This window comes from Moraxella atlantae NBRC 14588, from assembly GCF_001591265.1.
Taxonomy (GTDB): domain Bacteria; phylum Pseudomonadota; class Gammaproteobacteria; order Pseudomonadales; family Moraxellaceae; genus Faucicola; species Faucicola atlantae.
In genome coordinates, this window is record NZ_BCUL01000030.1 from 1 (window position 1) to 13772 (window position 13772).

The 13772-nt window shown below is 48.0% G+C and carries 12 protein-coding genes; 9 read left to right on the plus strand and 3 right to left on the minus strand.

The genetic code is table 11. The features are described from left to right. The first annotated feature begins 252 nt into the window (after window positions 1-252). The 4 genes from serS (at window position 253) to MA2_RS09870 (ending at window position 6289) form a co-directional block, all read left to right on the plus strand. Window positions 253-1524: a serine--tRNA ligase gene (gene serS / locus MA2_RS09855; RefSeq protein ID WP_067059377.1), complete on the plus strand. Its 1272-nt coding sequence runs from the start codon at window positions 253-255 to the stop codon at window positions 1522-1524. A gap of 53 nt (window positions 1525-1577) precedes the next feature. Then, entirely contained in the window at window positions 1578-2495 is a 918-nt protein-coding gene (locus MA2_RS09860) for a D-hexose-6-phosphate mutarotase (protein WP_067059379.1), read from the plus strand. 366 nt (window positions 2496-2861) lie between these two features. Beyond that, window positions 2862-4421: an outer membrane protein transport protein gene (locus MA2_RS09865; RefSeq protein ID WP_067059380.1), complete on the plus strand. Its 1560-nt coding sequence runs from the start codon at window positions 2862-2864 to the stop codon at window positions 4419-4421. A gap of 242 nt (window positions 4422-4663) precedes the next feature. Beyond that, the gene (locus tag MA2_RS09870) at window positions 4664-6289 is read left to right on the plus strand and encodes a hypothetical protein (protein WP_067059382.1); all 1626 of its coding nucleotides are present in this window, start codon (window positions 4664-4666) and stop codon (window positions 6287-6289) included. Window positions 6290-6374: 85 nt separating this feature from the next. On the opposite strand, the gene MA2_RS09875 is transcribed toward MA2_RS09870, so the two are convergent. Further along, window positions 6375-7268, minus strand: coding sequence for a LysR family transcriptional regulator (locus MA2_RS09875; protein WP_067059384.1), 894 nt, complete (start codon window positions 7266-7268; stop codon window positions 6375-6377). A 421-nt stretch (window positions 7269-7689) separates the two neighbouring features. Between MA2_RS09875 and leuC the strand changes: the two genes are divergently transcribed. From leuC to MA2_RS11580, 5 genes are all read left to right on the plus strand, one after another. Beyond that, window positions 7690-9108, plus strand: a complete 1419-nt coding sequence (gene leuC, locus MA2_RS09880; RefSeq protein ID WP_067059387.1) for a 3-isopropylmalate dehydratase large subunit — start codon at window positions 7690-7692, stop codon at window positions 9106-9108. Window positions 9109-9117: 9 nt separating this feature from the next. Further along, complete coding sequence (leuD, locus tag MA2_RS09885) at window positions 9118-9780, plus strand: 3-isopropylmalate dehydratase small subunit (RefSeq protein WP_067059389.1); 663 nt, start codon at window positions 9118-9120, stop codon at window positions 9778-9780. A gap of 60 nt (window positions 9781-9840) precedes the next feature. Then, on the plus strand, window positions 9841-10911 hold the full coding sequence (gene leuB, locus MA2_RS09890) for a 3-isopropylmalate dehydrogenase (protein WP_067059391.1): 1071 nt from the start codon (window positions 9841-9843) through the stop codon (window positions 10909-10911). Between the two features lie 232 nt (window positions 10912-11143). After that, the gene (locus MA2_RS09895; protein WP_067059393.1) at window positions 11144-11998 is read left to right on the plus strand and encodes an SDR family oxidoreductase; all 855 of its coding nucleotides are present in this window, start codon (window positions 11144-11146) and stop codon (window positions 11996-11998) included. A 308-nt stretch (window positions 11999-12306) separates the two neighbouring features. After that, complete coding sequence (locus MA2_RS11580; protein ID WP_373279770.1) at window positions 12307-12513, plus strand: IS200/IS605 family accessory protein TnpB-related protein; 207 nt, start codon at window positions 12307-12309, stop codon at window positions 12511-12513. Between the two features lie 305 nt (window positions 12514-12818). Here MA2_RS11580 and MA2_RS09900 read toward each other — a convergent pair whose 3' ends face one another. Then, complete coding sequence (locus tag MA2_RS09900; RefSeq protein WP_067059395.1) at window positions 12819-13571, minus strand: helix-turn-helix transcriptional regulator; 753 nt, start codon at window positions 13569-13571, stop codon at window positions 12819-12821. Beyond that, window positions 13568-13772: EamA family transporter (locus tag MA2_RS11160; protein WP_156470947.1), on the minus strand; the 205-nt coding region annotated here is incomplete at its 5' end. The genes MA2_RS09900 and MA2_RS11160, both read right to left, overlap by 4 nt.

Genomic DNA, 13772 nt, shown 5'->3' on the forward strand with positions numbered 1-13772 from the left:
AAAGAAAAAAATTAAGGTAAAAAATGTTGCTGCTGAGGTTTTAGCGGCTATGGCTTTGACACAAATTTGGACAAAAATTTGGTACAAAAGTATAGCCAGCCATAGCTCAGCGCGTTTTTAGGGTCATGGCAGATGAAAACTTAACCAAATATTGCTATGATAGCGATTTTATTACAAATTGGTTTACATTGACGTGTTACTGGCACAAAAGTTAGTATAGTCCACAACTGTTGAGAAATTTTAGGAACGACCATGATTGATCCCAAATTGCTGCGCGGCGACCTTGAGCGCGTGCGCGACCAGCTAGCAAAACGCGGCTACGCGCTGGATACAGCGTTTTGGCAAGATGTAGAGCGTGAGCGCAAGGCATTGCAAGTGCAAACCGAAGACTTGCAGGCGCAAAAAAACGCAGGTGCCAAGCAAATCGGCGCGTTAAAACGCAGTGGTGACGATACCAGCGAGCTGATGGCGCAGATGCAGCAGATCAGCACGGCCATGAAACACGCCGAAGATGCGCTTAAAGCTTTGCAAGAGCGTATCACACAGGCGGCGTTGGCGATGCCTAACTTGCCCGATGACAGCGTGCCAGCAGGTGCGGATGAAAACGACAATGTTGAAGTACGCCGTTGGGGCACACCGCGCGTGTTTGATTTTGCCGTGCGTGACCACAGCGATTTGGGCGAGGCGTTACAGGTACTGGATTTTGAGGCAGCCGCAAAGCTGACGGGCAGCCGTTTTAGCGTGTTGCGCGGGCCGTTGGCGCGGCTGCAGCGTGCGCTGATTGCATGGATGCTAGACACCCACACCGCACGCGGCTACACCGAGCTATACGTGCCTTATATCGTCAATGCCGACAGCTTGCAGGGCACAGGTCAGCTACCAAAGTTTGAAGAGGATTTGTTTAAATTACGCGGCGATAAAGACTATTATTTGATACCAACGTCTGAAGTGCCGCTCACTAACCTTGTGCGCGATACGATTTTGGCGGCGGATGAATTGCCGATGAAACTGACCGCGCATACACCATGCTTTCGCAGTGAGGCAGGTTCGGCAGGGCGCGACACACGCGGGCTGATTCGTCAGCACCAGTTTGAGAAGGTCGAGATGGTCAATATCGTGGCTCCCGACGAGTCCATGCAAGCATTAGAAGACTTGACGGCGCAAGCTGAATACTTGCTACAACAGTTGGATTTGCCGTATCGTGTTATGCTGCTATGCGCAGGCGACATGGGCTTTAGCGCGGTCAAAACCTATGACTTAGAAGTCTGGCTACCCAGCCAAAATACCTACCGTGAAATCTCTAGCTGCTCAAATTGTGGCGATTTTCAGGCACGCCGTATGCAAGCGCGCATGCGTCACAATCCAAACGACAAGCAAACCCAACTGGTGCACACGCTCAACGGCTCAGGATTGGCGGTGGGGCGCACGCTGCTTGCCATTATGGAAAACTATCAAAACGCCGATGGTAGCATTGATGTACCTGAGGTATTGCAACCTTATACAGGTTTTGCACGTATTGGCTAAATTGCTAAATAAAAAAGTGCACAATAAAAAAAGGTGTATAACAAGGACAAGGTATGCAATTTACGCAGTTTAGTGTCACACCAAGTATTCAGACGATCCCACTTGGCGATCTGGACGCACTAAGCGTCCGCTTTCCCGAATTTTGCGCGACCATCGTGCTACAAGGCGCGCAAATTATCGAATTTGCTACCCGTCGGCATGCCACAAACTGGCTGTGGCTGGGCGAGCAAGTGGCATTTCAACGTGGCACGCCCATACGCGGTGGCGTGCCGATTTGCTTGCCGATTTTTGGCAAACTTAGTGATAATCCGATATCCGTGCAAGCCAGTCTAAACCACTATGACTTGCCCAAACATGGCGATGCGCGCCAGCACATTTGGCAATATCAGCGTATTGACCAAAATAACACACACCAAAATAGCACAGCTTGTTGTTTAAGTTTTACCTTGCCTGACCATGTCGCCCAAATCGCACCGCATTGGCAGATCTTGCGCCCAACACTCACCATGACGCTAAGCGGCGATGGTTTAGCTATCGCGCTGCGTGTCACCAATGTGGGTGACACAGCGGTAAGCTTTAGCCAAGCGTTACACAGCTATTTTGCCACCGCTGACATCACACACACGCAGGTGACAGGGCTGGAAGGCGCGCCGTTTTTTGACAGCCTCACGGGTCAAGGTCATACCCAACACGGTGCTTTGACGTTTGCCCAAGAGATTGACCGTATTTATCGTGTCGCTACACCGCTGCGCTTGCACACCCCAGAGGTTGATTTAAATTTGGTCAGTCGTGGTTCGGCAAGTAGCGTTTTATGGAACCCATGGCAAGCCAAAGCGCGTACGCTTGACCAGTTTTTGCCCGATGATTACACGCGCATGGTATGCATTGAGACAGCCAATGCTTGGCAAGACAGCGTAAACCTTGCGGCAGGCGCGTGCCACACGCTTGGCGTAATGATTGGTTTGGCGTAGCATTTTTTTACCGATTATTAATTTTACTAAAAAATTTTTGTTCATACCCTGCTAACATCAAAAACCATCAATAAACCTTGCGCATGTTGAAGGAATTTCATGTAACGCTGGTTGCTATCAGGTGTAAGTTTGATTATGCTTATTTGCGGTTTTGTGGTGCATTAGATTGTGATTTGTCAATCCACTAGCACAAGCGAACCGCATACCATTCATGCTTGACAAATTTTACTAAATCGATTAGGCGTCGTTAAAGTCCGCCACAATAATCGATTTGGTTATCTCGTATGATTTAAACAGCTTTATTTAAAAATCTCTGCCGCGTCTGCCAAGATGAATCGATTAAAATCAATGCTACAGGAAATTTGCATGCCCGCTAAGTTTATACCAAGTCAGTTGCGTTTTACCCCACGTTTGCTAACCGTTGCGTTTGCTGCGCTGGGTATGCCATTTGCCGCCCATGCCGCCGCGCTTGATCGCACCACCCAGCCAAGTTGGGGCTTTACCGAAGACGGAACGATGGCATACATCGAGCACATCACGGTAAACCCTGATGTCAGTGGCAAGGACAGTGCAGGGCGCAAAATTCCTGATATGACCGAGACGTATCGGTTTTTAAACTTTGGTGTCAAATCTGACCTAAATGATCGCGTAAGCGTTGGCGTGTTTTATGATGAGCCGCTGGGCGCGGATGTCAAATACCGTGGTGACAACAGCTTTACAGGCGTACCGCGTAATGTGCTGGGCAATGTCTATGGACAAGCCAGCCAAACCTTGCAAGACAATGGCGTGAATGTGACCATCAAAAACGCCACCGATCTGCAAAACACCATTGCAGGCTTACAAAGTCAAGTGCGCGCAGGGCAGGGGCAATTGACCCAAGCAAAAGCTGATATCGCTGCTGCTGCCAGTCAGCTTAGCCAAGCCCAAACGGCTTTGGTAGCTGATCCCAGTTTGGCCACCTTATTGACCCCCAAAATTGCACTGTTACAGCAGGGTATTGACGCAGGCAACCAAAAAATTCAAGATGGACAGGCGCAGCTTGCCAAAGGTCAAGTTGCCGTCAAAACCTTGCAAGGTTTACAAGCCATCACTGCACCGCTTGAGAGCAACACCGAAGGCACACGCGTGTCAGTGAGCAGCAAAAATTTATCGGGTGTGGTTGGGGTTAAGCTTGGCGAGGACAAACGCTGGCAAGTGTACGGCGGCCCTGTGTTTCAAAAGGTGATTGGTGAGCTGCACCTACGCGGTGATGCCTACTCGGGCGCGACAGGCTATGACGCGTCAATTCCTACCTCGTCAGAAGTCGGTTGGCTGGCAGGCGTGGGCTATACAATACCAGAAATTGCACTAAAAGCCGCCTTGACCTATCGCGCAAAAATCGACCACGATATGCCGATTGGCGAAAACTTCCCGTTGGCAAAACTTAAAGGCTTTGAGGCAGCACAGACCAACAAAGTCACCGTCAAGACACCCGAATCAGTAAATTTGGATTTTCAAACGGGTATCAACCCCACCACGCTGCTGATGGCAAAGGTGCGCTGGGAACCATGGAGTGATTTTGTCATCCGCCCGAAGCTATATAACGCTGTCAGTGGGGTCGATCTGCTAGATTATGATAAAGACTCTTGGTTGATTGAGTTGGGCTTGGGCAAAAAGCTTAGCGACAAACTGGCAGTATCAGGGCATGTATCGTGGGATAGCGGCGCAGGCGATCCTGTGACCACGCTAGGCCCTGTCAATGGCTACTGGGGCACAAGCCTAGGTGCGCATTACGCGCTAACGCCTGAATGGTCAGCATCATTGGGCGCGCGCTATATTTGGCTAGGCGATGCCAAAGCCAAAATCCCCAACGGGCAGCAAGTTGGCGAATTTAAAAACAATCACGCCACTGTGTATGGCTTGCGTCTGACCTATCAAAAAAAATAGCCCACCAATGGGCGTGAGTATAAGGCGGCCGTTATCCGCGCCGTCTTTTTGTGCGGCTTAATGAACCAAAATCATACAGCTATGATAAAAATACACATTACAAATAATAAGTGTTGTCAAATGTCTAAAATTTGATTATGCTTGTTACAGTGTTCTAACGAGGAATTGTGAACATAAGTTTAGGCAGGATTGGCCTAAACATGGTTAAAACCTAATCGTAAAAACTAAACAGGGATGTCCGTATGTTATTGATTGCGTCAAATCGTATCTATTCACCTGCGCATATCTTGCGTCCACGCCGTATCGCGTTGGCAGTTGCCAGTGCATCGGCTATGCTAGCACTCACGGCCAATGCGCATGCAGCAGGACTGGATCGCTCTACCCAGCCCAGTTGGGGCATTGCCCAAGATGGTACCTACGCGTATGCCGAGCATGTAACCATTGCGCCAAAAGTATCGGGTAAAGACAACTTAGGGCGCAAAACAGGCAACATGACCGAGGACTACAAATTCACCAGTTACGGCGTAAAAGCCGATGTCAATGACACCCTAAGCTTTGGCGTGTTCTTTGATGAACCTTGGGGCGCAGATGTCCAATATAGCGGTGACAACAGCTTTGTGGGCGCGCCCAATGCCGTCATCAACGGCTTGTACGCGCAGGCTTCCAAAAACCTGCAAGCCGCTGGTATCAATGCCAACATCACCAGCGCAGCGGGTTTACAAAACACCATTGCAGGCCTACAAAACCAAGTCACCGCAGGCGAAAACCAACTGACCGCCGCCAGCAGCCAACTTACCCAAGCCCAAAGTCAGCTTGATGCTGCCAAAACCCAATTGACCCAAGCACAAGCAGCATTGGCAGCCAACCCAAACCTTGCCAGCGCGCTTAATCCCAAAATTGCCGCACTAGAACAAGGCATTGCTACAGGCACAGCCAAACTTGACGCAGGTAAAGCACAGTTTGAGGCAGGGCAAAAACAAGTCGCTGCAGGCAAGGGCGCGATTAAAACCCTAAGTGGCTTGCAAGCTGCGACCACACCCTTGAGCCAAGACACTGAAGGCACCAAGGTAAAAGTTAGTAGCAAAAAACTTACTGGCGTATTTGGCGTAAAATTCGGTGAAAACAAAAACTGGCAAGTATATGCTGGTCCTTCATTCCAAAAGCTTGAAGGTGAAGTTCATTTACGCGGCGACAGCTACAAAACCGCGACCAACTATGACGCGGTCATACCCAGCTCATCAGAAGTTGGCTGGCTGGCTGGCGTGGCATACAGCAAGCCTGAAATCGCCCTCAAAGCGTCTTTGACTTATCGCTCAGAAATTGACCACGATTTGAACATCGGTGAAAACCTACCTCTATATGCCCTACGCGGTGGCAAAACGCGGCAGACCAACAAAGTCACCGTGACCACACCGCAATCGGTCAATTTAGATTTTCAAACAGGTCTTAACAAAACCACACTGTTAACGGGTAAAGTGCGTTGGGTGCCATGGGGTGATTTTGCCATCAAGCCTAAACTGTATCGTGATGTCAGTGGTCTAAACTTGGTTGATTACGACAAAGATTCATGGGCGGTTGATATCGGCGTGGGCAAAAAAGTCAGCGACCGTTGGGCCGTGTCGGGGCAGGTAACATGGGATAGCGGCGCAGGCGATCCTGTGACCTCATTGGGGCCTGTGGATGGCTATTGGGGTCTGGGGCTTGGGGTGCGCTATAACCTTACCCCTGAGTGGTCAGCGTCAGTGGGTGCTAAATACTTGATGTTTGGTGATGCCAAAGCGCGCTTGCCAGACAACACGATTGTTGGTAAATTTGAGGACAACCACGCCACTGTGTATGGCTTGCGCTTAACTTATCAAAAAAAATAGGCGAGAACTTTTATACAAACGCCCATGCTCATCTTCAATTGGCATGGGCTTTTTTCAACGTTCAAAATACTAAGCCAACAGATGCCTAGCCAATATGGAATTTTTCGGGTAACGCCAAACCCAATAGCGCCAACAACGCCAACATACTGGCGGACACCGTGATATTTGGGTTCATCACCACGCCCAAATCACGTTGCAATGCCAACGGTTCTGCCAGTGCAATCGGTTGTAATTCCTCATTCATCAGCGTTTGTGGTAACACCGACCAGCCCAAACCAATCGACACCAGCATGCGGATCGACTCGAGCGGATTGGTGCTCATGGTGGCGTATGGCTTTAACCCGTGCTTGGCAAACTCTGCCAACGTGATTTGACTGGTAAAGGTATTGGCAGCAGGCAAAATCGCAGGAAAATGCGTCAAGTCCTCTAACGTCACTTGGGTTTTTTGGGCCAATGCCGAGCCTGTACCTGTCACAAACTGCAAGGTATCTTGCCACAAATTAAAATAGTGCAAGCGTTTGTCTTGCGTGGGTGGCAAGGTCAAAAACGCCAGCGCCAAATCGCCATCTAGCACTGCCTTGTGCGCTTGTTCAGAGTCGATAAAATGCACGTCAAGCTGCACATCGGGGTATTGTTGCATAAAGGACTTGAGCACCACAGGTAGATGGTGCAAGCCGATATGGTGACTGGTGCCAATCACCAGTTTACCCGATACAGTTTGTTGGTTATTCTTTAAATTGATTTTAAGATTATTGTAATCATCAAGCCAACGTTTGGCATGTGGTACTAAATCATACGCGGCTTGGGTAGGAATAATACCGCGCCCAACCGTATCAAACAGCGCGACATCAAATTCGTCTTCTAAATTTTTGATACGCTTGCTAACCGCAGGCTGAGTGATAAACAGCTTATCCGCCGCTTGCGAAATACTTCCTGTTTGCATCACCGCCAAAAACGTGTTGAGGTTGGTGGTATTCATAGGCACTCGCTTGCTGGTCGCTGATTTTGATGGACGTTAGATTATGCGCATTATACGGGATTTTAACCATAAAAAAAAGTTTGGGTGGATATAAAAATGGATAAGAAAGGTTGGTAAGGTTTGATAGCAATCGATTTATATAACTTTAAGTTTTTAAATACATAAAAATCATCAATAAAAATTATGAAAAGTCTTTGTTATAATTGGCTTATTCATGACAAGGGCGGTAAAACGTGACCAAATATTCATCAGCCATGCTAAGATACGCGTTTTTTACCAATATGCACGCTTAACAAGCCAAACAACTGTAAACTGTAAATAGGCATTGGTAACAGTTGTGCTCATAAAACGGCTGAATTTGAACCGCTCGATTTTGGCAAGTCGCGCTTGTTGCATTGCTTTAACCATAACGAGGTAACCCATGGCAGGACAAACCCTATACGACAAACTTTGGCAAGACCATTTGGTACTTGAGCGTGATGATGGCGCAAGCTTGATTTATATTGACCGCCATTTGCTGCATGAGGTCACAAGCCCTCAAGCGTTTGAGGGACTAAGCCTTGCAGGGCGTGCGCCGTGGCGGCTATCGGCAAACATCGCCACACCTGACCACAACGTGCCAACCGTGCCGCAAGAGCGCGAGCAGGGGGTGGCAGGTATCAAGGATGATGTTTCGCGCATTCAGGTGCAAACATTGGATGAAAATTGCCAAAAATTTGATATCACCGAATTTACCATCAATGACATTCGTCAAGGCATCGTGCATGTGGTCGGGCCCGAGCAAGGTTTGGTGTTGCCTGGGATGACGGTGGTGTGTGGCGACAGTCACACCGCCACACACGGCGCGTTGGGTTGTTTGGCGCATGGCATCGGCACCTCTGAAGTCGAGCATGTGCTTGCCACCCAATGTCTGGTCCAGTCTAAAATGAAAAACATGCTGATCCGTGTCAATGGCACGCTGGGTGCAGGTGTGACACCCAAGGACGTGGTGTTGGCGATTATTGCGCGGATTGGTACGGCAGGCGGTACAGGCTATGCCATCGAATTTGGCGGGCAAGTCATGCAAGCTATGTCTATGGAAGGCCGCATGACAGTGTGTAACATGGCGATTGAGGCAGGCGCGCGCGTGGGCATGGTTGCCGTTGATGAGACAACGCTTGAGTATGTCAAAGGGCGACCTTACGCCCCAACCGGTCAGCTGTGGCAGCAAGCTGAAGCATATTGGCGCACGCTGCACTCAGACGATGACGCGGTGTTTGATAAAATCATCGACATTGACGCGGCAGATATCGCGCCGCAGGTGTCATGGGGTACGTCACCAGAAATGGTAGTTGCCATCGATGCTAGCGTGCCGACGCTTGCCGACGCCAAAGACAGCGTGCAGCAAGAGGCATGGACGCGCGCATACCATTACATGGGCTTGACGGCAGGGCAGCCGATGACGGATATTCGCCTTGACCGTATTTTTATCGGTTCATGCACCAATTCACGCATTGAGGACATCCGCGAGGCAGCGGCTGTCATCAAAGGGCGCAAGGTTGCCGACACGATCAAAGAAGCCATCGTGGTGCCAGGGTCTGGCTTGGTCAAACAGCAAGCTGAGGCGGAAGGTCTGGACAAAATCTTTACCGAGGCAGGTTTTGAGTGGCGCGAACCTGGTTGTTCGATGTGCCTTGCCATGAATGCCGATAAACTTGCCCCACAAGAGCATTGCGCCAGTACCTCCAACCGCAACTTTGAAGGGCGACAAGGCAATGGCGGGCGCACGCATTTGGTCAGCCCTGCGATGGCAGCGGCGGCGGCAATCGCGGGTCATTTTGTCGATGTCAGGGATTTTTAAGGAAATACAATGAAACAATACACCACCGAACACGGACTGGTTTGTCCGCTTGATCGCTCAAACGTTGATACCGACCAGATCATTCCCAAGCAGTTTTTAAAATCCATCAAACGCACGGGCTTTGGGGTCAATTTATTTGACGAATGGCGGTATTTGGATGAAGGCTACCCCAATCAGGATGTTAGCCGCCGCCCAATCAATCCCGACTTTGTCTTGAACCAACCACGTTACCAAGGCGCGACGATTTTACTGGCGCGTAAAAACTTTGGCTGTGGCTCAAGCCGTGAACACGCGCCATGGGCACTCGAAGAATACGGTTTTCGGACGGTGATCGCGCCAAGTTTTGCCGATATTTTTTACAATAACTGCTTTAAAAATGGCATGTTACCCGTGGTGTTGCCTGAAGGCGTGGTTGAGCAGCTATTTGAACAAACCTTTGCCCATGAGGGTTATAGCCTAACTGTGGATCTAGCCGCGCAGCAGGTCATCACGCCCACAGGTGAGCGCTATCATTTTGACGTTGATGAATTTCGCAAGCATTGTTTGTTAAATGGTTTGGATGATATTGGCTTAACGCTACAAAATCAGCCAGCGATTGAGAATTACGAAACACGCACACGGGCAGCACGTCCGTGGGTCTTTGCCGAGCTTCAATCAACAGCCAATGCGTAATGGCTGAAATTTTGTCTGTGGTATGTAAACGTAAAATATTGTATAGCAAGGATAACGAAAATGACCAAACAAATCGCTATTTTGCCAGGGGATGGTATTGGGCCTGAAATCGTTGCGCAGGCGGTCAAGGTATTGGACAAACTGATCGAAGGCGGGCTGGATGTACGCTATAATCATGCACCACTTGGTGGGGCCGCGTATGATGCACACGGCAAGCCATATCCCGATGTGACGCGTGATTTGTGCCGTGCGGCGGATGCGGTGCTGTTGGGCGCGGTTGGTGGTCCCCAATATGACAATCTTGAGCGCGCGCTGCGTCCTGAACGTGGCTTGTTGGCGATTCGGCAGGATTTGGGCTTGTTTGCCAATTTGCGCCCTGCAATTTTGTACCCTGAACTTGCCAATGCCTCAACACTCAAGCCTGAGGTGGTGTCGGGGCTTGATATTTTAATTGTGCGTGAATTGACGGGTGATATTTATTTTGGTGAGCCGCGCGGTATCCGTACCTTGGACAATGGCGAGCGCGAAGGTTTTAACACGATGAAATACAGCGAGTCAGAAATTCGCCGTATCGCCAAAGTCGCCTTTGAGGCCGCGCAAAAACGCAGCAAAAAACTGTGCTCAGTGGACAAAGCCAATGTGCTTGAAACCACCGAATTGTGGAAGCAGGTGTTTAATGACGTTGCCGCAGATTATCCTGATGTTACCCTAAGCCACATGTACGTTGATAACGCTGCCATGCAGTTGGTCAAAGCACCCAAACAGTTTGATGTGATTGTCACGGGCAATATTTTTGGTGACATTTTATCCGACCAAGCCTCGATGCTGACAGGTTCGATTGGTATGTTGCCATCGGCAAGTTTGGATGAACGCGCCAAAGGCTTGTATGAGCCATCGCACGGTTCTGCGCCTGATATCGCAGGGCAAGACAAAGCCAATCCGCTAGCAACGATTTTGTCGTTAGCGATGTTGTTGCGCTACAGCCTACAAGACGAAGCACGCGCCACACAAATTGAAAACGCGGTCAAATCCGTCTTGGCGCAAGGCTTACGCACGGCAGATATTTTTGAAGACGGCACGACCTTGGTTGGCTGTGACGCGATGGGCGATGCGGTGGTAGCCGCATTATAAAGCGATCACGTCGCTAAAATTTTGCCAAAAAATTACAGTCAGCCAAGGCTCAATTGGCTGGCTTTTTATTGCTTGTTAAAAATGATGGTTGGGTGACAATACGCGGATAAAACCTTATATCATCTTGTCGATATCTGCTGGCTGCTCAGTTATAATACCGCTGTTGATTTGGCTAAAACTTGTATTGTCTGTTCACATAGAATTCTATTCAATCTAATTTTAAGTAAAATTTATGAAAAAACTTGAACAAGCCTTTGCGTATATCGACAAATACGGACAAGCCGTGACCCAACGTCTGATGCGCTACCCAAAGCTTGATGACCTCAAAGATATCGGTCGCGGCAAAACCGTACTCATCACGGGGGCAAGCTCAGGTATTGGCGCGATGATGGCACGGCGGTTTGCTGCATTGGGCTACGACTTGGCGATTTGCGCACGGCGTGAGGACAGATTGCAAGCGTTAAAAACCGAGCTTGAAGCGCGATATGGCGTACATGTGCATGTCAAAGTGCTAGATGTCAGCGACTATGATACGATTTTTGATGTGTTCAATGCATTTGCGGCAGAATGCGGCAGGATTGACCGTGTGGTAGTGAATGCAGGCGTGGGCGATAGCCGCGTGATCGGGCATGGGCGTTTTAATGTCAATCGGCGCACGGCAGAGATTGATTTTATTGCTGCATTGGCGCAATGTGAGGCAGCGATGCAGATTTTTCGCCGTCAGCATCACGGGCATTTGGTGGTCATCTCTAGCATGTCTGCCGTGCGTGGCTTGCCGCGTCATCTGACGACATATGCTGCGGCTAAGGCAGGGCTGGCACGGCTTGCCGAGGGTATCCGCGCCGATATGCTGCGCGAAAAGCTACCCATTAAAGTCACCACGATTTATCCGGGGTATATCCGCACCGAGCTCAACATTGGCGCAAAATACCTACCGTTTGAAAGCAGCGAAGAAGAAGGGGTAGAGGCGATTGTACAGGCGATTGAGGCAGGCGTGGACGAGGCGTTTGTGCCTGCTTGGCCGTGGTTGCCGATTGGCGTCGGCATGAAGGTCTTGCCATTACGCTGGATGGTCAAATTTTTGTAGTCTTCGCGCTGGCAAATATAAAGGCAAAAATGCTAGAGCAAATGTGCGTTTTTCTTTTGATCAATAAAAATAGCCTAAGCAAATCCTAAGTAAAATTGATATCTATGCTAGCTAGCTAGCTAGCTAGATTCCAAGTAATGGGCAATCATTTCGTCTAAATAATTAGACGAAATGATTAGATGAAATGATAGGATCGGACCCTAAGGAACGTACATAGAAATTTGAATCAGCAATAATTTGAAAACGCAATTCAATATTAGTCACCTCTAAGAATACATGCCAAAATCAAAAATACACGCCAAGACCTTATCCACAAATTCACCACACGGCTAGTTAAAGACAACGCGCTAATCGTGGTTGGTGACGTTAAAACCACCCAATTTAACAGCAAAAAAGGCAAACTAGCCAAATCGGTTTACGATGCAGGTTGGTTTGAATTCAAACGACAACTGACCTACAAGTGCCAGAACGCAGGTTGCCGTTTTGAAATCGTCAATGAGAAATACACGACCTGAGGACGGCACTAGCGAAGCACTGCTTTGCCCGTCCGCAAGACAAGGGCTATGCTCGCCGTGACGTGTTCGTGCTGTGGCGATACGTCCAGTAGTCCGAAAGGTAGCGCAGGTTTGCGAATAAGAGATGAGAACGGATAAGCAAAGCACTGCTTTGCCCGTTCGCAAGACAAGAGCTATGCTCGCAGTAGACTTGTGCGAAGTGTGGCACACGGCATGATAGAGATATCAATGCCAGTCGGAACATTCTTGCGGCAGGTCTAACCGTTTGGGAGCAGGAATCCCCGAACGATAGGGAGGGGAGGAAGTCAACTTTTGTGAGCCAAAGATTGTCTTTTAGCTCGAAACTTCTGAGGTGTTTCATGGTAACAAAGAGAAAAACGCCTTATAAATGCTGAAAGATTTTGATAGCCACATTTCTCAGCAATAATAGTGATAGGCATATCCGTATTAATAATCAAACTTCTAGCCATTTGCATACGAAGCTCAGTAATATAGGCTTTCGGTGTATATCCAAATTGTTTTTTGAAGGCTTTTTTGAAATGACTCTCACTAAGACAAGCAGCCTTTGCAAGTGAATCTAGTGTATGTTCTGCACCAATATCATTTTTTATAATGTTTAAAACATTAATAAGCCGACTATCAATTCTTTTACCAAAACTAATTTTTTTTAAAAACTCCATTAGCAGTTTTAACATATAATCATTCATTACTTGGTCAAAATCTGTTAGCAATTGCCTTTCAACAACCCCAATAAATGCTAAGACTTTATCATCAAGCGAAAAATGCAACTCATTAACTGGCTCTAATGCAACGAAATCTATATTGTCAGTATTAATTACCAAGAAACGAAAATCTGTCCTAGCGGTAAATTGGTGATGAATACCTTTTGGGATAATACAGACCTCTCCATAGCTAACAATAATTACTTTTCCATTTATTATGAGGTTGATATTTCCTAGTAATGGGATGAGTATTTGATGATAGTTATGGCTATGCCCAATTAAATTTGTATTATAGGTTCGTATGAACAAATTATCTAAATGGTCTTGATTTATCATTTTCCACGGGTCTTATTCAATATAAATGGCTTAAATTGGTAGATAAAAAGAACGACACAAACCATAATATCACCAAAAATTGTTAATAAATTTAAGTGTTTATGGAAAAATATACTTTCTAAAACCATTGTCAATAATGGCAATAAAAAAAATAATGTACTAACCTTCTCAGCATTACTATGTCTTAGCATTCGCATTAAT

What these genes read in the sequence shown, in the direction of transcription:
- leuD (WP_067059389.1), top strand. Translation starts at nt 9,118, where the DNA reads ATGAAACAATACACCACCGAACACGGACTGGTTTGTCCGCTTGATCGC.
- leuB (WP_067059391.1), top strand. Translation starts at nt 9,841, where the DNA reads ATGACCAAACAAATCGCTATTTTGCCAGGGGATGGTATTGGGCCTGAA.
- MA2_RS09860 (WP_067059379.1), top strand. Translation starts at nt 1,578, where the DNA reads ATGCAATTTACGCAGTTTAGTGTCACACCAAGTATTCAGACGATCCCA.
- MA2_RS09900 (WP_067059395.1), bottom strand. Translation starts at nt 13,571, where the DNA reads ATGATAAATCAAGACCATTTAGATAATTTGTTCATACGAACCTATAAT.
- MA2_RS09870 (WP_067059382.1), top strand. Translation starts at nt 4,664, where the DNA reads ATGTTATTGATTGCGTCAAATCGTATCTATTCACCTGCGCATATCTTG.
- MA2_RS09875 (WP_067059384.1), bottom strand. Translation starts at nt 7,268, where the DNA reads ATGAATACCACCAACCTCAACACGTTTTTGGCGGTGATGCAAACAGGA.
- leuC (WP_067059387.1), top strand. Translation starts at nt 7,690, where the DNA reads ATGGCAGGACAAACCCTATACGACAAACTTTGGCAAGACCATTTGGTA.
- MA2_RS09895 (WP_067059393.1), top strand. Translation starts at nt 11,144, where the DNA reads ATGAAAAAACTTGAACAAGCCTTTGCGTATATCGACAAATACGGACAA.
- MA2_RS09865 (WP_067059380.1), top strand. Translation starts at nt 2,862, where the DNA reads ATGCCCGCTAAGTTTATACCAAGTCAGTTGCGTTTTACCCCACGTTTG.
- serS (WP_067059377.1), top strand. Translation starts at nt 253, where the DNA reads ATGATTGATCCCAAATTGCTGCGCGGCGACCTTGAGCGCGTGCGCGAC.